The 22821-nt window shown below is 36.5% G+C and carries 13 protein-coding genes; 4 read left to right on the top strand and 9 right to left on the bottom strand.

Annotated elements, in window-relative coordinates:
• Window positions 1-40 precede the first annotated feature (40 nt).
• The 4 genes from IRZ80_RS05460 to IRZ80_RS05445 all read left to right on the top strand — a co-directional run bounded on the left by IRZ80_RS05460 (window position 41) and on the right by IRZ80_RS05445 (window position 13439).
• On the top strand, window positions 41-9649 hold the full coding sequence (locus tag IRZ80_RS05460) for a gliding motility-associated C-terminal domain-containing protein (protein WP_194640554.1): 9609 nt from the start codon (window positions 41-43) through the stop codon (window positions 9647-9649).
• A 139-nt stretch (window positions 9650-9788) separates the two neighbouring features.
• The gene (locus IRZ80_RS05455) at window positions 9789-10700 is read left to right on the top strand and encodes a type IX secretion system membrane protein PorP/SprF (RefSeq protein WP_194640553.1); all 912 of its coding nucleotides are present in this window, start codon (window positions 9789-9791) and stop codon (window positions 10698-10700) included.
• Window positions 10701-10718: 18 nt separating this feature from the next.
• A complete protein-coding gene (locus IRZ80_RS05450) occupies window positions 10719-11447 on the top strand; it encodes a tetratricopeptide repeat protein (protein ID WP_194640552.1) in 729 nt (242 codons plus the stop codon).
• A 42-nt stretch (window positions 11448-11489) separates the two neighbouring features.
• Window positions 11490-13439 (top strand): OmpA family protein, encoded by a 1950-nt coding sequence (locus tag IRZ80_RS05445; RefSeq protein ID WP_194640551.1) that lies wholly within the window; start codon window positions 11490-11492, stop codon window positions 13437-13439.
• Between the two features lie 80 nt (window positions 13440-13519).
• Here the strand turns inward: IRZ80_RS05445 and IRZ80_RS05440 are convergent, their stop codons facing one another.
• The 9 genes from IRZ80_RS05440 to IRZ80_RS05400 form a co-directional block, all read right to left on the bottom strand.
• Window positions 13520-14038 carry a CAP domain-containing protein gene (locus IRZ80_RS05440; RefSeq protein WP_228520813.1) on the bottom strand — a complete coding sequence of 173 codons (519 nt, stop codon included), beginning with the start codon at window positions 14036-14038 and terminating at the stop codon, window positions 13520-13522.
• A 142-nt stretch (window positions 14039-14180) separates the two neighbouring features.
• Window positions 14181-14825 (bottom strand): pyridoxamine 5'-phosphate oxidase, encoded by a 645-nt coding sequence (gene pdxH, locus IRZ80_RS05435; RefSeq protein WP_194640550.1) that lies wholly within the window; start codon window positions 14823-14825, stop codon window positions 14181-14183.
• 126 nt (window positions 14826-14951) lie between these two features.
• Window positions 14952-15857 carry a ribonuclease Z gene (locus IRZ80_RS05430; RefSeq protein ID WP_194640549.1) on the bottom strand — a complete coding sequence of 302 codons (906 nt, stop codon included), beginning with the start codon at window positions 15855-15857 and terminating at the stop codon, window positions 14952-14954.
• A gap of 112 nt (window positions 15858-15969) precedes the next feature.
• Window positions 15970-16302, bottom strand: a complete 333-nt coding sequence (locus IRZ80_RS05425) for a ribonuclease Z (protein ID WP_194640548.1) — start codon at window positions 16300-16302, stop codon at window positions 15970-15972.
• A gap of 5 nt (window positions 16303-16307) precedes the next feature.
• Entirely contained in the window at window positions 16308-17234 is a 927-nt protein-coding gene (locus tag IRZ80_RS05420) for an aspartate carbamoyltransferase catalytic subunit (RefSeq protein ID WP_194640547.1), read from the bottom strand.
• A 102-nt stretch (window positions 17235-17336) separates the two neighbouring features.
• A complete protein-coding gene (gene pyrR, locus IRZ80_RS05415) occupies window positions 17337-17876 on the bottom strand; it encodes a bifunctional pyr operon transcriptional regulator/uracil phosphoribosyltransferase PyrR (RefSeq protein WP_194640546.1) in 540 nt (179 codons plus the stop codon).
• A gap of 271 nt (window positions 17877-18147) precedes the next feature.
• Window positions 18148-19320 carry a DUF418 domain-containing protein gene (locus IRZ80_RS05410; RefSeq protein WP_194640545.1) on the bottom strand — a complete coding sequence of 391 codons (1173 nt, stop codon included), beginning with the start codon at window positions 19318-19320 and terminating at the stop codon, window positions 18148-18150.
• A 354-nt stretch (window positions 19321-19674) separates the two neighbouring features.
• Window positions 19675-21294: an ABC-F family ATP-binding cassette domain-containing protein gene (locus IRZ80_RS05405; RefSeq protein WP_194640544.1), complete on the bottom strand. Its 1620-nt coding sequence runs from the start codon at window positions 21292-21294 to the stop codon at window positions 19675-19677.
• A gap of 286 nt (window positions 21295-21580) precedes the next feature.
• Window positions 21581-22669 carry a glycoside hydrolase family 18 protein gene (locus tag IRZ80_RS05400; RefSeq protein WP_194640543.1) on the bottom strand — a complete coding sequence of 363 codons (1089 nt, stop codon included), beginning with the start codon at window positions 22667-22669 and terminating at the stop codon, window positions 21581-21583.
• Window positions 22670-22821 lie beyond the last annotated feature (152 nt).

The following is a 22821-nucleotide window of genomic DNA, read 5'->3' as shown; positions in this document are numbered from 1 at the left end:
CTCATATCTATTTAGGTTATTAACCTTAAAATAATCCAAAATGAAAACATTTTTTACTTTTTCGATAAAATCACTACTTATTTCATTCTGTTTATTGGTAACTGTCAGCAGTACGTATGGACAAGATATTGCTGACGGTAATTACTGTCCCGCTCCTGGAGCTTCAGGAGATGAATATGGTACAGGTGTAGTTTTTAATCAGGTATTAAGCGCCAGTCCTTCATCTACCTGTCAAATTGGGACGATTCATGCTAAAGTAGATACCGGCAATCAGGTATTACGACTTGGTATGAATATTGGTAATGGAGGTGCAGCTCTTTTCAGACTATATTTAGATACAGACAGCAACGCTTCAACAGGATTAACCACGGATTCTTTTGGAGGCTCATTGACTGTAGCCGGTGCCGATTATATTCTTGAAATTAATTCAAATGCTTCTACTTTTAATTTATATTCAGGAGCAGGAAATGTTTTAACACCGCTTCCTGTCAATAATGGACTTGCTGCTTATAGCGGCAATATCTGCAGTCCTGGTTCTGGTACTTTTTTAGAATTTAATATTCCATTTGGAGCTTTTAATTATAATATTTGTGATATAAATACCCCTGGTGTAATTACTATCTCCAAATTATCATCAGTTAGCGGTAACTCAGCCAGTTCAAGCAGATGTATCAATACAGCTTTGACATTTGGAATTCCTTTAAAAGGTTCTGTTAGTCCTAATGCTACAGTATGCTCTGGAACAAACAGCACCGTTTTAACAGTCAGCGGTCTTGCAAGCGGTTCTTCAATTGTCCAATGGCAGTCTTCAGTAAGCCCGTTTACAGTTTGGTCACCAATAGCCAATACTACAACAACTTTGACAGCCACAAATTTAACTGCCACCACTAAATACAGAGCTGTTTTTTCAAATTCCGGTTTATGCAGCGGCAGTAATATTGTAACAAGTGAGGCCACAGTAACAGTCTCACAAGCTGCGACTGTAACTTTTACACAAACTGATGTTTTGTGTAATAATGCTTCTACCGGCGCAATAAACATTACTCCTGCAGGCGGTGGCGGCGCTCCATACACATATGCCTGGACAGGAACAGGAGTTAATGCAACAGCAGAAGATCAGACAGGTTTAAAAGCTGGAGTATATAAAGTAATTGTAAAAGGCGCAAATAATTGTCCTTCTCAAGAACTGACAGTAACTCTTATTCAGCCAGCAACTGCGCTTGCAGCATCTATTACCGCACAGACCAATGTGCTTTGTTTTGGAAATAACACTGGAAGTGTAACTATTGAAGGTGCCAACGGAACTGGGCCATATACTTATGCTAAAGACGGAACAACTTTTGTAGCAAGCGGTGTATTCAGTGGTCTTTCAGCAGGTCCTTATACTATTACTGTAAAAGATGCTAACGGATGTACTACAACTCAGGCCGTAACTATTACTCAGCCAGCAGCGGCACTTACTGCTTCCATTACTGCACAGACCAATGTGCTTTGCTTCGGCAACAGCACTGCGAGCGTAACAGTAGCAGGAGCCAACGGAACTGGACCTTATACTTATGCTAAAGACGGAACAACTTTTGTTTCAAGTGGTGTATTCAGCGGTCTTACTGCCGGTTCTTATACTATTACAGTAAAAGATGCCAACGGTTGCACTACAACTCAGGCCGTAACTATTACTCAGCCAACAGCCACACTTACAGCATCCATCACTGCACAGACCAATGTGCTTTGCTTCGGAAATAGTACTGCAAGTGTAACTGTAGCAGGAGCCAATGGAACTTCTCCTTATACTTATGCTAAAGACGGAATTACATTTAGCGGAAATGGTACTTTCAGCAGTCTTACTGCAGGTTCTTATACTATCACTGTAAAAGATGCCAGCGGATGTACCACAACTCAGGCCGTAACAATTACTCAGCCGGCAGCTGGGCTTACAGCATCCATCACTGCACAGACTAATGTGCTTTGTTTCGGAAACAGTACTGCAAGTGTAACAGTAGCTGGTGCCAATGGAACTTCGCCTTATACTTATGCTAAAGATGGAACAACATTTGTTTCCAGCGGTGTATTCAGCGGTCTTACTGCAGGTTCTTATACTATTACTGTAAAAGATGCCAACGGATGTACCACAACTCAGCCAGTGACTATCACACAGCCAGATGCGGCGCTTACTGCATCGATCACTGCGCAGACTAATGTTCTTTGTTTCGGCAACAGCACTGCAAGCGTAACAGTAGCAGGAGCTAACGGAACTTCTCCCTATACTTATGCTAAAGACGGAATTACATTTAGCGGAAGTGGCACTTTCAGCGGTCTTTCAGCCGGTTCTTATACTATCACAGTAAAAGATGCCAATGGCTGTACTACAACTCAGGCAGTGACTATCACACAGCCAGCAGCGGCGCTTACAGCATCCATTACTGCACAGACTAATGTACTTTGCTTCGGAAACAGTACTGCGAGCGTAACAGTAGCAGGAGGCAATGGAACTTCGCCTTATACTTATGCTAAAGATGGAATTACCTTTAGCGGAAGCGGTACTTTCAGCGGTCTTTCAGCCGGCCCTTATACTATCACAGTAAAAGATGCCAATGGCTGTACCACAACTCAGGCAGTGACTATCACACAGCCAGCTGCGGCGCTTACAGCATCCATCACTGCACAGACTAATGTGCTTTGCTTCGGAAACAGCACTGCAAGTGTGACAGTAGCTGGAGCCAATGGAACTTCACCTTATACCTATTCCAAAGATGGAATAACCTTTAGCGGAAGCGGTATTTTCAACAGTCTTACAGCAGGTTCTTATACTATCACCGTAAAAGATGCTAATGGCTGTACCACAACTCAAGCCGTAACTATTACACAGCCTTTAGCTGCACTCACCGCATCCATTACTGCACAGACCAATGTGCTTTGCTTTGGAAACAGTACTGCCAGTGTAACTGTAGCTGGAGCCAATGGAACTTCGCCTTATACTTATTCCAAAGATGGAACAACCTTTAGCGGAAGCGGTATTTTCAGCGGTCTTTCAGCAGATTCTTATACTATCACCGTAAAAGATGCTAACAGCTGTACTACAACACAAGCCGTGACTATTACACAGCCAGATGCGACGCTTACTGCATCGATCACTACACAGACTAATGTTCTTTGCTTCGGAAATAGTACTGCGAGCGTAACAGTAGCAGGAGCCAATGGAACCTCTCCTTACACCTATTCAAAAAACGGAGCAACATTTGTTTCCAGCGGTACTTTCAGCGGTCTTGCTGCAGGGGCTTATACTATCACTGTAAAAGACTCCAATGGATGTATTACAAATCAATCAGTAACGATTACTCAGCCAGCAGCAGCGCTTACTGCATCTATAACAGCTCAGACTAATGTTCTTTGTTTCGGAAACAGTACTGCAAGTGTAACAGTAGCAGGTGCTAATGGAACCTCTCCTTACACCTATTCAAAAAACGGAACAATCTTTGTTTCCAGCGGTACTTTCAATGGTCTTACAGCAGGTCCTTATACTATTACTGTAAAAGATGCTAATGGATGTATCACAACTCAAGCCGTGAGTATCACCCAGCCAGTTGCCGCACTTACAGCATCTATTACTGCACAGACTAATGTACTTTGCTTCGGCAACAGTACTGCAAGTGTAACAATAGCTGGTGCTAACGGAACTTCACCTTATACCTATTCCAAAGACGGAACAGCCTTTAGCGGAAGCGGTACTTTCAGCGGTCTTGCTGCAGGCCCCTATACTATTACTGTAAAAGATGCTAACGGATGTATTACAACACAAGCCGTGGCTATTACTCAGCCGGCAGCTGGACTTACTGCATCGATCACTGCACAGACCAACGTGCTTTGTTTCGGAAACAATACTGCAAGTGTAACTGTGGCAGGAGCCAATGGAACTTCGCCTTATACCTATTCCAAAGACGGAACAACCTTTAGCGGAAGCGGTATTTTCAGCGGTCTTACAGCAGGTCCTTACACTATCACAGTGAAAGATGCTAATGGCTGTACTACAACTCAAGCCGTGACTATCACTCAGCCAGCGGCTGCACTTACAGCATCCATTACTGCACAGACGAATGTACTTTGTTTTGGAAACAGTACTGCAAGCGTGACAGTAGCTGGAGCTAACGGAACCAGTCCTTATACTTACTCTAAAAACGGAACAACATTCGTTTCCAGCGGTACTTTCAGCGGTCTTACAGCCGGATCTTACACTATTACTGTAAAAGATGCTAACGGGTGTACTACAACTCAGCCAGTGACTATCACACAGCCTGTAGCCGCACTTACAGCATCCATCACTGCACAGACTAATGTGTTTTGTTTTGGAGACAGTACTGCCAGTGTAACTGTGGCCGGAGCCAACGGAACTTCGCCTTATACTTATGCTAAAGACGGAACAACATTTGTTTCCAGCGGTACTTTCGGAGGTCTTACAGTTGGCTCTTATACTATTACTGTAAAAGACGCCAACGGATGTACTACAAATCAGGTAGTAACAATCACTCAGCCAGCAGCTGTTTTAAGCGCTTCCGCAGTAATTATAAATAACAATAACTGCGTAGGATGCAGTAATGGTTCTATCGCTCAAACTGTTATAGGAGGCACTTCTCCTTACACTTATACTTGGTCAAATCTTACTGCAACAAAAGATTTAAGTAATTTACCAAAAGGCACTTATTCTGTGGAAATAAAAGATGCTAAAGGATGTATAATAAACAAACAATACACTATTACTGAATCTGGAATTGCCCTTGTTAAAAAAGGTCTTTTCATTGATACCAATGGAGATGGTTTTGCACAGGCTGGCGAAAAAGTGAATTACACATTTACAGTAACCAATACAGGAAATGTAGATGTAACAAATGTAATTATCAGTGACCCTTTACTTGGTGCAATAAATATTACCGGAAATCCAATAGCTTTAATTGCTGCAGGAGCTGCAAACAATACTGTAACCGGTACTTATACATTGACACAGAATGACATTAATGCTGGAAAAGTAATAAACTCAGCCACAGCTTTAGGAAAAGATACTGAAAATAAAAATGTAACAGATGTATCTGGAACTGCTATTGATAATGACATTCCTACTGAAACACTATTAATTCAATTCCCTGAAATTACAATTACAAAAGATGGTACTTATGTAGATAGTAATCATGATGGAATTACAAATGTTGGAGACGTAGTTACTTATAATTTTGTAGTCAAAAATACTGGAAACGTGACATTAACTAATGTTACTGTTACTGATAACAATGCAGTGATTACCGGTGGACCAATAGCAGTATTGGCAGTTGGAGCTACTGATTCAGCTGCATTCTCCGGTTCACACACTATCACTCAGGGAGATATTGACACTGGTTATGTTTACAATTTGGCAACTGTAACCTCCAAAGATCCAAACAGTAATCCTGTAACAGATACTTCTTCTGACCCTACTCCATGTACTTCCTGTCCAATTAAACCCGACTGTCCTGATTGTACTATTACACAGCTGACTCAGTCTCCTAAAATCGCTTTAGTTAAAACCAATGATATAACTATTGGAGAAAATGGATGCGCTGTTCTAGCAGTTGGCAGTGTAGTAACTTATACTTTTACAGTGACTAATCCTGGAAATGTAAGTTTACATAATGTAGCTGTTGCTGACCCTCATGCCGGATTATCTGCCATTGCAATGCAAAGCGGTGATACTAACAATAACAGCATTTTAGAGGTTAACGAAACCTGGATTTATAAAGCAACCTATAGTGTAACCCAAGCTGATATTGATACTGGAACTATTACCAATCAAGCCACTGTTAATGGTCTTTCGCCTAATAATACTACGGTAACTGACTTATCTGGTAACTTATCCACTAATAATGCTCCTAATGTAATTCCAATTTGTACCAATCCTAAAATTGCTTTAGTTAAAACCAATGATATTACAGCTGGAGAAAATGGATGTGCTGCTCTAGCAGTTGGCAGTGTGGTGACTTATACTTTCACTGTGACTAATCCTGGAAATGTAAGTCTGCACAATGTAGCTGTTGCTGATCCACACACCGGATTATCTGCCATTGCAATGCAAAGCGGCGATACTAACAATAACAGTATTTTAGAGGTTAACGAAACTTGGATTTATAAAGCCACATACAATGTAACTCAAGCTGACATTGACAGCGGATCTATTACCAATCAGGCCACTGTTAATGGCACTCCGCCTAATAATGCAGTAGTAACCGACCAATCTGGTAACTTATCCACTAACAATACTCCTAACGTAATTACTATCTGTACCAATCCAAGTATCGCTTTAGTTAAAACTAACGATATAACAGCTGGAGAAAATGGATGCGCGACTCTTGCAGTTGGCAGTATAGTGACTTACACCTTTACCGTTACTAATACTGGGAATGTAAGTTTACACAATGTAGCTGTTATTGATCCTCATGTCGGATTATCTGCTATTGCAATGCAAAGCGGTGATACTAACAATAACAGTATTTTAGAGGTTAACGAAACTTGGATTTATAAAGCCACTTATAATGTAACCCAAGCTGATATTGATAATGGAACTATTACCAATCAGGCCACAGTTAATGGTAACGCACCAAATAATGCAGCAGTAACAGACCAATCTGGCAACTTATCCACAAATAATACTCCGAATGTAATTATTATCTGTACTAATCCAGGCATTGCATTAGTTAAAAACAATGACATTGCGACTGGTGAAAATGGATGTGCTTCTCTAGCAGTTGGCAGTATAGTGACTTACACCTTTACCGTTACTAATACTGGGAATGTAAGTTTACACAATGTAGCTGTTATTGATCCTCATGCCGGATTATCTGCTATTGCAATGCAAAGCGGTGATACTAACAATAACAGTATTTTAGAGGTTAACGAAACTTGGATTTATAAAGCCACTTATAATGTAACCCAAGCTGATATTGATAATGGAACTATTACCAATCAGGCCACAGTTAATGGTACTGCACCAAATAATACAATAGTAACCGACCAATCTGGTAATCTGCCAACAAATAATAATCCTAATGTAATTCCTATCTGTACTAATTCTGGAATCGCTTTAGTTAAAAACAATGACATTGCGACTGGTGAAAATGGATGTGCATCTCTAGCAGTAGGCAGTGTGGTAACTTATACCTTTACTGTGACTAATCTTGGAAATGTAAGTTTACACAATGTAGCTGTTATTGATCCGCATGCTGGATTATCTGCAATTGCACTACAAAGCGGTGATGCCAACAGTAACAGTATTTTAGAGGTTAACGAAACTTGGATCTATAAAGCCACTTATAGTGTAACCCAAGCCGATATTGATAATGGAACTATTACCAATCAGGCTACTGTTAATGGTACCGCACCAAATAATGCAGTAGTAACCGACCAATCTGGCAACTTATCGACCAATAACAATCCTAATGTAATTACTTTTTGTATTAATCCAGGATTAACTGTTGTAAAAACTGCGGCAACCACTAGTTTTAGCGCTGTTGGAAATGTAATAAACTATACGATAAATATAAAAAATACTGGTAATGTAACTTTACATCAGATAGATGTTAAAGATCCATTAACAGGATTGGATACAATTATTGAAGTTTTAGCACCGGGCGCAAGCTCTGAATATTCACAAAGCTACACAGTAACACAAGAGGATTTAAACAAAGGCACCATTACCAATGTCGCCACAGCTGATGGATTGACTCCAAATAACACTCCTGTCAGTGCTACAGACGATGCAGTTGTTAACGAAAATACGAATCCAATTAATGCTGTCGATGACAATGCTGGAACAGTTGTAGGTGTTAATCAAATTACAGCAAATGTTATTAACGTTTTCACAAATGACACTTTGAATGCACTAGCTGTAAATCCTACTGATGTAGTTTTAACAAGTGTAACATCAAATCCATACTTACAGATGAATCCTGACGGTTCAATAGATGTATTAGCGAATGCACCTGTCGGTATACAAACAATGACTTATCAAATTTGTGAAAAATTAAACAGCACCAATTGTGATACTGCCACTGTAACTGTTACTATAGAGGCTCCAACTATGAAAATATCGGGTGAAGCAATCTGTATCAATGATGTTCCTTACTTCAGTTATACAGCAACCGCAGATAATTTCACACCAGTAAATGGATTGACATTAACTTGGGCTGACAGCAATAATAATGTAATTGCAACAATGACTAATCTGCCATTAAACGGTAAAGTATTATGGCCTGGAGCTACAGTAGATCAAAATGGAAACGGCACCGACTGGCCTGGGTGGGTTTTTGCAGATGGAAAATGGAGTGAAACAGCTGATGGCTTTGAAGGTCTTAGACCAACTGCCAACATAACATTTACATTAAATCCAAGCCAGACAATCACAGTAAGTTATCCGCCGGCAGATCCATTCTGTACATCTAGACCGACATTTACAATTAATGCTGCTGATGACGCTGCTGCTACACTTGAAGGATTAACTGGTGTTAAAAACATTGTAACTGTATTTAAAAACGATACGTTAAACACTCTAGCCTTAAATCCAGCAGATGTTACCTTATCAGTTTTGGTTCCTGATCCAAAAGGAGGCATAACCTTAAACACAGACGGTTCTGTTGATATAAAAGCAAATACTCCTACCGGAATTTATACTTTGACCTATCAGATATGTGAAAAAGCAGATAATGGTAATTGTGATACTGCAATTGTTACTATTAACGTTACCAACATCCCGCTTGTAATAAAAGCAAATCCAGATACTTATAGTGTAACTCAATGTTCTATTGCCAATGAAGTGCGAAACGCGCTGACCAATGATTTACTCAATGGTGCTCCTGCAAATATTAGTGATTTAAAATTTAAACTACTAACCAGTTTGGCTCAATTCATTGATATAGATACAAATGGCGCTATTTCCTTCAAAGACGGTGTAGCTGCTGGGCAATATACATTTGACTATCAGATTTGTGAAGCAGCAAATCCAACAAACTGCTCTACATCAACTATTACAATCAATATTGCAGGAATTGAACCTGTTACAATTAACGGTTCAGCATTTTGTAATGCCGACACAACTCCTATTGATTTGAACAGCTTGTTGCCTGAAGGCACAGCAGTTAACGGAAGCTGGGTTGATACCGATAATACAGGAGGACTAACTGGCAATTTTCTAAACGCAATCGGAATACCTATTGGCCAATACAAATATGAATACAAAATTGGCGGCAACTGTCCAAGAAGCATATTCCTTACTATGGGCATCAATGATGACTGTAAAGTACTCCCATGTAAAAATATCATTATTCATAATGCGCTTTCAGCTAATGAAGACGGCAAAAACGATTACTTCCAGATCGAAAACCTAGAAGATAACGCCTGCTACAAAAACGTCAAAGTAGAAATCTACAACCGCTGGGGAATTTTGGTTTTTGAAAGAGAAAATTATGATAATGCCGGCAATGCTTTTAGAGGCAGATCAGAAGGAAGAACAACGGTCAATAAAAATGAAGGCTTACCTACCGGAACCTACTTTTACATCATCAGCTACGATACCGTTGACGGTGTAGGCCAAACTCAAAATATCAAAAAAGACGGCTATTTGTATTTAGTAAAATAAGCAGCAAAAAACACTCTGAGTCCCTACAAGGCTCAGAGTAAAGCTTCTTATTTATTAAAAAAACAACATGAAATAAGATATATCCTCAAAACTCAGCTATCATAAAAAATAGCCATTGTAAACCAACAAAAAACGAATTATGAAAACAAAACTATTCTCAATCGTTATGGTGTTTACAGCCATTGCAGGTTTTGCGCAGCAAGATGCTCAATACACTCAATATATGTATAACACAATAAATGTAAATCCAGCATATGCAGGCTCTAGAGGAGCATTAAGCTTTTTTGCGCTGCATCGTACACAATGGGTTGGTCTTGATGGTGCACCGGTTACAAATACAATATCTGTAAATACTCCTTTCAATAATACTAAACTAGGAGCAGGATTTTCAATTGTAAATGATGAAATAGGCCCTTCAACTTCCAATTCAATTTCAGCAGACATTTCATATACTATTCCTTTGTCTGAATCGTTTAATCTTTCATTTGGAATTAAAGCAACCGCAAATCTTTTCAGCATAGATATAAATAAACTGAATCCCGGCGATCAGACAGATCCTTCTTTTCAAAACTTTAAAAATGATTTTTCACCTAACATTGGTGCTGGTATTTATCTTCATTCAGACAAAGCTTACATTGGATTTTCGATGCCAAGTCTACTTGAAACAAATGCTTATAATGATAATGAAGTAGCTGTTTATAAAGAAAAAATAAATTACTACTTAATCGGAGGATATGTTTTTGATCTGTCTCCTACAGCTAAATTCAAACCTGCTTTTATGACCAAACTGGTTGAAGGCTCTCCCCTGCAGGTCGATGTTTCTGCCAATTTTATGTTCATTGATAAATTAACACTAGGAATGTCCTACAGATGGAGTGCTGCGGTGAGCGCAATGGCTGGCTTTCAGATTTCAGATGCTTTCTACATGGGTTATTCCTATGATTTTGAGACTACCGCACTGGATAATTATAACTCTGGATCTCATGAGATATACCTGCGTTATGAAATATTCCAAAAAAACAGCAAAATGGTAACTCCTAGATTCTTCTAAAACAAAAAGTTTAGCAGAATGAAATGGATTAGATATAAAAATATAAAAACAGATATCATGAAAAGTCAGATGCTCCTTTATATGGTGGTTGTAAGTTTATCATCATTTAATTACTGGCCGGTGCAAAGCCAGATAGTATTAAATGAGAAAAAAGCAAAGCTGTCAAAAACAGCCTTTTCAGCAGCAGGCATTAAGGCTAATGCCACTGTAAGAAAGATAAAGTGTTATCACGTGGTAGAAACCGTTTCTTTGAAATTTGGCGGTTATAAAAGTGAATATGATGTAACCAGTCCAGATATGATAAATACGTATGATTTAGGCCCTAACGGCACAAGAGTCATAACTGTTATTTATGAAAATGAAGAACAGATCCAGTATGATGAGCCGGTGCTCAAAGCCGACACGTCAATGAATATGAAAAAATCAGCCTCATTTACAATATCAGATACTCCAAAAAAGGAAAGTTCCGTTGCTTATATCAATATAATAAAAACCTACGAAAGAGTATCAGATAAAGGATATGAATCTGTAGAAATGCTGAAAAAACTAGGCAATGCATATTTCTTTGATGACGAATTTGTAAAAGCTGAAAAATGCTACAGCAAATTATTCAGCATCACTGATAATTTGGAACCAGACTTTTATTACCGCTATTCTATTGTTTTAAAAGCAACAGGAAACATTCAAAAGTCCGAAGAATTTTTAAAAAAATTCAATCAGTTATCTAGTATTACGTCAAGACAGTAATACTGACAAAATCCAATTTATAGATTTCTAAAAATAACGATTATGAAAAACATTGCAATACTTTACCTGACTATACTCAATCTTTTTGCAGTATCTATATATGCTCAAAAAGGAAAAATAGCGAGTGCAGATAAAAAATACGACAGCTATGCTTATATCGATGCCATAAAAACGTATGAAAGAGTTGCTAAAAAAGGGTATGAATCTCCAGATATGTACCAAAAAATAGGCAATGCTTATTTTTTTAATTCCGAACTGGACAAAGCTGCCGTATGGTACGAAAAATTATTTGCCTTAAAAACAGATGCTGATCCAGAATATTATTACCGATATGCTTTCTGCCTAAAATCTATTGGACAGGATGATAAGGCAAAAGAAATGATGGCAGTTTACAATCAAAAAACCGGAAACCAAGGCAAAGGGGAATATTACAGCAAGGAAGTAAATTACATGGACAAGATAAAAGCAAATTCCGGCAGATATAAAATGAAAGATGCCGGAATCAATACTAAATATTCTGATTATGGAAGCTCCTTTTACAATGACAGTAAATTAGTCTTTACTTCATCACGGGATACTGGAAGCTTAGGTCAAAGAAAACATACGTGGACTGATCAGTATTTTACAAATTTATATCAGTCAAGCTTATCCAATGATTCATTGATACCTCAAAAAGCAGAAAAATTTTCCAAAGCAGTGCGGTCAAAATTTCATGAAGCCAGTGCCGTTTTTACCAAAGATGGCAAAACAATGTATTTTACCCGAAATAATTATTTGGATGGAAAAAAAGGAAAAGATGAAAGCAAAATTACTTTAGTTAAAATATACAAAGCAAGTTTTGAAAAAAATGACTGGACAAATGTAGCAGAACTCCCTTTTGACAGTAATAATTACAGTACAGCACATCCTTCACTAAGTCCTGATGAAAAAACATTGTATTTTGTTTCGGATATGCCTGGAGGATTTGGTGAATCCGATATTTATAAAGTAAGCATAAACAGTGACGGGACTTATGGAAAACCAGTAAATCTGGGAAACGTAATCAATACTCCCGGCAAAGAAACTTTTCCTTTTGTATCCGATGAAAATGAAATTTATTTTGCTTCAGACACACATCCCGGGCTCGGCGGTCTCGATATATTTGTAGCCACAATAAACCCGGATGGCACATACAATGAGGTAATGAATGTCGGTTCCGATGCAAACTCTCCTCAAGATGATTTTGCTTATTTGATAAATACAAAAAGCCGTATTGGATTTTTATCATCAAACAGACCGGGCGGAAAAGGCTATGATGATATTTACCAGTTTTTGGAAACCAAAAGACTTAAAAGAAAATGTAAACCAGAATTAAATGGGACCATTAGTGAATCTGTTAATTCTCAAATGATTCCTAATGCAAAAATCACTCTTTATAATGACCTGCACAAGGCTGTAAGCACAACAGAATCCGATCAGAACGGACAGTATTCATTTGATGTAGAAAACACCGGTACTTATAGCGTAAGAGCCGAAAAAGAAGATTTTGCCACTACCGAAAAAACCGTTTCTATAAAAGAAGATGACTGTAAAGCCCATCTGGATCTGGCCTTTGAAAAAGCGTTATGCAAAGTCGCAGTTGGCGATGATTTAGGCAAATGTTTTGGAATCAAATGGATTTACTTTGATTTGGATAAATCAGATATCAGATCTGAAGCCACATTGGATTTAGCTAAAATATTAGATGTAATGGGGCAGTATCCAAACATGATGATAGATATCCGTTCCCATACCGACAGCCGGGCATCTTCTAAATACAATCAAGGACTTTCTGAGAGAAGAGCTAAATCAACCAGAGAATGGTTAATTAAAAACGGAATCAGTCCAAACAGATTAAGCTCTAGAGGCTACGGTGAGTCCCAATTAGTTAATCACTGTACTGACGGCGTAAAATGTACAGAAGAAGAACACCAGCAAAACAGACGCAGTGAATTCATAATAACAGCCCTCTAAAATTTCCTAATCCTAAAAACGGAAAAACTACCCCGCAAAGGGTAGTTTTTTTTTTAAAGTTTTATTATAAATTATTTCTATTAGATTTTTACAAATATATTAGTGTAATACTTTTTACCATTAACAGGATTTTCTCTTATCGAAATGCCAAAATGAGTAAAATCACCTTCAATATTTTCTTTATGGCTTTCGCTTTTTAACCAAGCATCAAAAGCACCTTTTGCGCTGTTATAATTATATGCTATATTTTCACTTACTTTTTTAGCTCCTAAAAGTTTCATAATATTATTTGAACGGGCATCAAAATCATCATGATTTACAACATTGTTCGCAATCATATATTCATCATGTTCTTCTGATTTATATGAAACATGATTAATTTTTTCTAAAGCTTTCAAACCTTTGCTTACTCTATAATCATTTATCAAATTCATCGTCTCTAATTCTATAGAAGAGTAATCATAAGTCAAAACAACAGCAGGGGCATCAGAAGCACTTTCCTCAGGAAGCTCTTCAGCAGCACAGGAAACCAAAAAACACAAAACTACAGCAAAAAAAGAAAAACGTAAATACTTCAATTTCATAATATCGGTTAGCATATTTTAAAGTAGATTGGGGAAACTCCTTTAATGTTAAAACTTTATAAATCTCTAAAACAAATAAACTAACAATTCTTTGAATTACAAAATAAAACCGATAAAATGCAGTAAAATAAACAATTACGATATATTTTTCTTATATTTATGGAGCTAAGCGGGAAATTTTCCAAGAATAATCTTCAACCATTTTATATCGAATACGGTCATGCAGACGATTTGGCCTTCCCTGCCAAAATTCAACCTCAAATGGTGTGACTAAAAATCCACCCCAATGTTTAGGGCGCAGGATTTCTTTTCCTTCAAAATCTTTTTCTAATTGCTTTAAATTTTCTTCAAGATAGGTTCTGGAAGGAATTACTTCACTTTGATTTGAAACTATAGCTCCCAGCTTACTGCCTTCTGGCCGAGATTCAAAATAACCATCCGAGTTATTTTCGGAAGTTTTTTGAGCGATTCCTTTAATAATTACCTGACGTTCCATGCCTTCCCAAAAAAAAGAAAGACATACATTTGGATTATTAGCTATAGCCCTGCCCTTTTCAGAATTATAATTAGTGTAAAAAGTAAATCCTTCTTCGCTGAATTTTTTCAATAAAACGACACGTGATTTAGGAAATCCATCCAATCCAATAGTGGAAACAGTCATTGCATTAACTTCACCGCTTCCTTCAAAATCTTCGACCTCATGAAACCATCTGTTAAAAAGATTTATCGGATCTTCTGGAATGGAAGATTCTAATAATTCGCTTTTCCCGTAAGATTTTCTATAATTGCTTAAATCGCTCATTTTTTAGATTATTAGATTATTGGAGTTTTAGATTATTAGACTTTTAAAATATTAGATTTACAAAAAACCGTTCTTTAACACGTTCAGCATCTAACAGTCTTAAAATCTAGAAATCTAACTATCCATTTAAAATTCAAAACTTTTGCCGTCTTCGGCTAATAAAACTTCTTTAAAAATAGTTTCTGCTTCCTCTTTAAATAGCTCAATGCTGTCATATCGGGTAGAATAATGTCCTAAAATCAATTGCCCTGCATTGGCTTTCAAAGCAATTCTGGCGGCTTCTTTTGCTGTCGAATGCATTGTTTTGGAAGCCAGACTTTCTTCTGAATCTAAAAATGTAGATTCATGATACAGCACAGAAACATTTTCAATTATTGGAATTATGTCTTCATTGTATTTGGTATCCGAACAAAAAGCATAACTCAAAGCGGGATCTGGATCAAAAGTTAATTTGCTGTTGGCAATAACCCGTCCGTCATCAAGAGTGATGTCTTTTCCATTTTTTATATTCTGGTAATAACAGGTGTCAATTTCAAAATCCTGAACGGCATGAAGATCAAGTTTGCGCTCCCCTATTTTTTCCTGAAATAAAAATCCATTAGTATAAACGCGATGTTTTAACGGAATTGTTTTGATAATTACTTTTTCATCTTCAAAAATAATTTCACTTTCCTTCGATTCCAGTTCATGAAAAAACAACTGATAATTAGTCCATGAATTAGACAATCTTAATTGTAAATCAATGATTTCTTTTACTCCTTTTGGTCCGTAAATATGCAGATCATTTGTTCTTCCCAAAAGTGCAAAAGTTGATATCAAACCAACCAGACCAAAAAAATGATCCCCGTGCAGATGAGAAATAAACACATGATTAATTTTTGAAAACTTTAATTTGTTTTTACGCAGCTGTACCTGAGTTCCTTCACCGCAGTCAATTAAAAAAAGTCTGTTTTTGATTTCCAAAACCTGGGAAGTAGGATTGGTCAAAGTACGCGGTGTAGCGGCATAACAGCCAAGAATAGTGAGTTTCAATTTATGTTTAATTAATAAAGTTGTTTAAGATTGTTTAAATTGATTTAAAATTGTTCAACGCAAAATTGATAACGTTCAATCATCAACACTCTTAAACGTTTAAACATTTTTTTCAGAAACCTAAGTCCCTTTCAATTTCATCCATTTGAATTAAATCGTGAGCTTCCAATTGGGTTGGCACAACTGTAATAGAAGCTGGAACTTTGTTGTAATCGATATCGGTAATTACAAAAACCAGAGATTTTTTTCCTTTTTTATGTTTCTTAATCAAATCAGAAAAAATTTTGATTGATTTCACATCCACCGATTTGTCATTCGAAATATCTAAAATGAGATTAGAGTCTTTGAAACTGTTGTATTGGCTGTCCACTTTCTCCAGAAATTCAGCAATATTTCCTTCCGTATCTTTAATTATAATTGTATGTCCTTTTTCGGTAACTTTCATGTTCTCTATTGAATTTTTGATGCTAAAAGATAAATAACTGCCATTCTGATAGCCACACCGTTTTCTACCTGATTCAAAATTACGGATTGCTGGGAATCGGCTACATCACTTGTAATTTCAACCCCGCGGTTTATAGGCCCCGGATGCATGATTACAATTTCTTTACTAAGGGAATCCAATAATGCTTTATCCACCCCATACTGCTGTGCATACTCCCTCGTCGAAGGAAAAAAATTAACATCCATACGTTCATTCTGCACCCTAAGCATATTTGCTACATCACACCATTCAAGTGCTTTACGTAAATTTGGCTCAACTGTTACTCCAAGTGATTCGATATACCTTGGAATAAGCGTTTTTGGACCGCAGACTTTGACTTCGGCACCCTGCTTCTGCAGAGCATATATATTGGAAAGTGCTACTCTGGAGTGCAGAATATCGCCAACGATAACCACTTTTTTGCCGGCAACATCACCTAATTTTTCTCTGATAGAATAACTGTCTAACAAGGCTTGTGTAGGGTGTTCGTGTGCACCGTCACCCGCATTTACAATACTTGCTTTTACATTTTTGGATAAAAAATAAGCGGCTCCTGGATTTGAATGCCGCATTACTACCATATCCACTTTCATTGAAAGTATATTATTAACTGTATCAATTAGAGTCTCTCCTTTTTTAACCGATGACTGAGCAGCCGAAAAACTGATAACATCAGCAGATAACCGTTTTTGAGCTAATTCGAAAGATAATTTTGTCCGTGTGCTGTTTTCAAAGAAAATATTAGCAATAGTAATATCCCGCAGCGAAGGCACTTTCTTTATTGGCCTATTGATAACTTCTTTAAAATGGTCGGCAGTCTCAAAAATCAGATTAATATCATTTTCGTTTATGTATTTTATCCCCAATAAATGATTTACACTTAATTCGCTCATTGTTTTTTTATATTTTTTTGTTTGTGGTTTATGGTTTGCTGTTTATTGTTCGTCTGCGTGTGAACAACAAACTATGAATAATTAACCATAATCATTTTTATCTTAATTAGTAACCAGATAAACACCATCTTCCTTATCCTGTTCTACCCAGCAGACTTTTACTTTTTCGCCGTTAATTGCATCCACCTGACGCCCGCGATAATCCGGCTGAATAGGCAGATCCCTGCTGAAACGGCGGTCAATTAATGTTAACAGCTCAATTCCGGCTGGTCTTCCAAAAGACTGAATGGCGGTCAAAGCTGCACGAATGCTGCGCCCTGTGTACAATACATCATCAATGAAGATTACTTTTTTGTCCTCAACCAAAAAATCAATCTGAGTTTTATTGGCTTCCAAAGGCTTATTGGTTTTTCGGAAATCATCTCTAAAAAAAGTAATATCCAAATATCCCAAAGCAATATTAGACAAGTGATACTCCTTTTCCAATAATTCTTTTAACCTCTTAGCCAAAAATGTCCCTCTGGGCTGGATTCCTATCAAAACAGTATTGGAAAAATCAAGATGTTTTTCAATTAACTGGCAAGCCAAACGATTCAAAATAATATTGACTTCTTTTGAATTGAGTAACACTTTTTGATTCATATCTGTGCAATTATTAATTTTTATTGGATTAAAACAACGTAAAAGTCTGTTTTTAAATGCGTCATCCGATTTTAAAACAGCCGCTGGTTTGGTCAAGCAAATATACAAATTCCACATTAGGATTTATTCATTGCCCGACCAGAAAATATATTAATTATTTCTAAAAAGGTAATTGTTTAATTCCTAGCCATTAGCCACTAGTTTAAGAATGAGGATCAAAAAAAGCTGAAACATCTGGCAACCTTTTTACGTCTATCAATTTAAAAAAAAACTAAATCCAAGTTGCTTTATGCCAAAGATATTCCAATGGTCCCTGCCTATGCGTTTTTAGCCACCAGGTACAGAATGAGAGCTGCAGAATAAACAATGTGATTCCAATCAGCAAACTGTATGTCGCCCCAGTATATTCAACCATTCCCAAGCCATAACGATAATAAATAAAAGAACCGGCAACAGACTGCATGATATAATTGGTCATACTCATTTTGCCAAAAGGAATCAATTTGGCAAGTAAATTACGTATTGACTCATTTTGATACAACAGTACTATAATTGACACCATAAAGATCATAAAAGCAACATTTGACCAAGAAGAAATAATTATGTGAAGGCTTTTTCGAACTTCTTTTCGCTCAATAATCTGTGATAAAAAATTTTTCAGGGTAAACAAAGGAACAAACAGCAGAAAAGCATACTGCATAGCTTTTTTCCAAAATAAATTACTCTCAGCTGATGCAATAAAAAGTTTTTTGCGCCCCATTAACAGTCCAAACAAAAATAAAGCAGGAGCTTGAAAAAAGCGCCCATTTTCCCAAGACCAAAAGATAGATGCAAATCTCCCAATAGTAACATTTCCAATTGTATAATCCAAAAATGAACTGCTTTTCATATAATTGCCCATACTGTCATAAAGACCATCAGACCAGCTTGAACCCGGAACATATTCCGGATGCAGCAACAGATAAAAATACCGCATCCACTCCAAAGGCTGTAACATCAGAACAGCAGCTGCAATAAAAACTGCCTTATCGTTCCATCTGCAGACAGGAATCAGGACAATTCCCATCACCGCATAAATCATCAGAATATCGCCTTCATAAAAAATAGTATTTATGAATCCGAATCCTAACAAAAGCAGTAAACGCCACAAGAACCTGCCTCTGAAATCTTTTCCTTGTTTTTCTTGGTTGTCATTTTGAATATAAAAGCTAAAACCGAAAAGCAAAGCAAAAATTGCATACGATTTTCCGCCAAAAAGAAAAAATAAGGTTTCCCAGATTATTTTATCCAAAACCTTCATCCACTCAGGCAAAGCTTCCGGAAAATTATAGTAATCAAAATGCTCGATATTATGCAACAACATTATGGACATAATTGCAAAACCTCTCAATACGTCCACAACTTCAATCCGCGGAGCTTTAAAATTCAAAGTACTGTCTGACATAGTTATAATAGAAAATTGTTTTTTTCAAAAATATCTTAATTTTCTATCAAAAGCTAAAAATGTTTTCAGATACATATCCATATCACAATGAATGTTTTTAAAAATATAAACTTTATAAAATCATCAATTAAAATAAAAATATAATCAACAGAATTTTGGTACTTGCTTTAGTGCTATTTTCATTTACAAGCTGTGAAGCTATACCCGGTATTTTTAAGGCGGGAATGGGATTCGGCATATTTATTGTCATCATTATTACTGCGATAATAATTTATTTCATCAGTAAATTTCTCTGCAGAAAATAAGACAGAAAAAAGCCCGTTATTTTTAAAGTAACGGGCTTATCTATAGTGTTTAAATATTATACATTTTCTTTCTTTGTTCCTGAATTTTCTCATCATCAAGGTATTCATCAAAAGTCATATAACGGTCGATAACACCGTTTGGAGTCAATTCAACCACACGGTTACCAACAGTTTGAGCAAATTCGTGATCATGTGTTGTAAAAATAACCGAACCTTTATAGTTTTTCAATGAGTTGTTGAACGCCGTAATTGATTCCAGATCCAAGTGGTTTGTTGGTTCGTCCAGCATCAGGATGTTAGCTCTTTCCATCATCATTCGGGAAAGCATACAGCGAACTTTTTCTCCTCCTGATAATACACGGCTCGTTTTTAAAGCTTCTTCACCAGAGAAAATCATTTTACCAAGGAAACCTCTAATGTAAACTTCATCACGCTCTTCCTCTGTTTTTGCCCATTGGCGCAACCAGTCTACCAATGTATAGTCATTTTCAAAAAACGAATGGTTTTCTGCCGGCAGATACGCTTGGTTTGTGGTAACTCCCCAGTCAAATTCTCCAGAATCCGGCTGTTGGTTACCATTTAATATTTCATAAAATGCTGTTGTAGCACGTGAATCTTTTGAAAAAAGCACAATTTTATCGCCTTTGGCCATATTTAAATCCACGCCTTTAAACAAAGTCTCTCCATCAATAGAAGCACTTAAGTTTTGTACATTCAAAATTTGATCTCCAGCTTCACGATCCTGATCAAAAATGATTGCAGGATAACGGCGGCTTGACGGTCTGATCTCTGAAATATTCAGTTTCGAAATCATTTTTTTACGAGAAGTAGCTTGTTTTGATTTTGCCACATTCGCAGAAAAACGACGAATAAATTCTTCCAGTTCCGCTTTCTTTTCTTCTGCTTTTTTGTTTTGCTGCGCACGCTGTTTTGCCGCTAATTGACTGGATTCATACCAAAAAGTATAGTTTCCTGAATAGTGGTTAATTTTCCCAAAATCAATATCTGAAATATGAGTACAGACTGAGTCTAGGAAGTGTCTGTCGTGAGAAACTACAATTACTGTATTCTCATAGTTTGCCAGGAAATTTTCTAACCAGGCAATGGTTTCAAAATCCAGGTCGTTGGTTGGCTCATCCATAATCAATAAATCAGGATTTCCGAAAAGCGCCTGTGCCAAAAGCACTCTCACTTTCATTTTTCCTTCCATATCGCTCATTAATGTATAATGATTTTCCTCAGTAATTCCTAAGTTTGACAACATTGCTGCTGCATCAGAATCGGCATTCCAGCCGTTCATTTCTTCAAACTGTACCTGAAGCTCCCCTATTCTATCCGCATTTGCATCATTATAATCAAGATAAAGGGCATCCATTTCTGTCTTAACAGCATACAAAACTTTATTACCCATCATTACGGTTTCCAGCACTGTATGTTCATCAAACATATTATGGTTCTGATTCAAAACCGACATACGTTTTCCTGGTTCCAGATGAATATGTCCCGAAGTTGGATCAATATCACCTGATATTATTTTAAGAAAAGTTGATTTTCCAGCACCATTGGCTCCAATAACTCCATAAATATTTCCGTGTGTGAAGGTTGTATTTACTTCGTCAAACAAAATTCTTTTACCAAACTGAACTGATAAATTATTGACTGTTAACATGAATGTCTCTTTATTAAAATTTTGCGCAAAAGTATGAAAAAATTACGAATTACGATATGAGATATACGAATTACCACGGCATTCGCTTTTAAAAGTTTCTGACACTAATTACACTAATTAAGATTGCTGTCTAATTACACAAAATATTCGAAACTGTAAAAGTTGTAAAATTTGATTTCATTTTTGATAAGAATTAGTGTTAATTGGTGAAATTCGTGTTTATCTTTTTAAAATGCGAATGCCGTGACGAATTACAAATCCTAAATCGCAAATTTTGCCTTTACTATTATCTGGATTTTTTCAAGTTATCAATAGCATCAACCATTCCATTTTGTTTTTTATCCAACGTAAGTTCCCAAAACATTATCCCGCCCAATTTCTTTTCTATGACGTAGTTTGTTTTTTCTTTTACAGAAGCAATATCATCTCCAGTTGCAAATAATTTTTCTTTTTCATTGTACCAATAGGGAGCTTTAGCTTTTTCATCCCAAAAATAATTCCATCCTTTTTCTTTTGTAAAAGTTGTTTCATAATCTTTAAAATTAATTCCGTTTGAAGCAATGCCCGATTGATATAATCCATTATTTACATTTGAAACCTCTTTCCAAACTCGGGTATAAAAGGCTGCTCCAATTACTAATTTATTAGCAGGAATTCCCAACTTTAATAAATAGTCTACTGCTCGATCTGTTGATTCCTCAGTAGTATTAGTACTGAACAAAGGAGTATGATGACCTGTAACTTTAGAATATCCATTAACCAAATCGTAGCTCATTATATTGACACGATTTACCAATGGCATTACTTTTTCCCATTCTACAGACTCATCCAAATATTTTTGAAAACCTCCTGCTGCAAAACTTAGTTCAATTTTTGTTCCTAATTCCTTACGAAGCAATACAACTAGAGCAGTAAAATTTTCTTTATCGCCTTTTTGATATAAATGCTGAGGATAACCTTCGATTGCAGGATATTCCCAGTCTAAATCTAAGCCGTCAGTCTTAAAATAATTATTAACTTCTTTTACTGATTTAGCAAAAGCTACTCTTTTTTCAGCAATTGAAAAAACTTCCGAACAGGGTTCACAACCGCCCCAGCCTCCTAGAGACAGCATAATTTTAAGATCAGGATTTTTATGTTTTAAAGAAACTAATCTTTTAATTGCTAAAGAATCCTTTGGAGTATCTACACTTAATTTCCCTTCTTTCAGGTGACAAAAACTAAAAATAATATGCGTCAATTTGGAAGAATCAAACTCATCAATCTGTTTGTCATCACCCATATAATAAGCAATAACAGATAGATTCTGCTTTTTTTGTCCTAAAGCAAACAAAGGTATCATTGATAATAAAAAAAATATTTTTAAACTTTTCATTCCATTATATTTAAAAGATTAATGCTCTGCACAAATAACATAAATTTAAACCATTTATAAAAAAACCTGATAACGAATTATCAGGTTCAGCATATTGTTTCCACAGAAAAACAATAACAATTCAAAATAAAGAGATAATAGTAAAATACAAA

The sequence above is a fragment of the Flavobacterium sp. HJJ genome, assembly GCF_015351475.1.
In the GTDB taxonomy this organism is placed as follows: domain Bacteria; phylum Bacteroidota; class Bacteroidia; order Flavobacteriales; family Flavobacteriaceae; genus Flavobacterium; species Flavobacterium marginilacus.
This window is presented reverse-complemented; position numbering and strand designations above follow the sequence as displayed.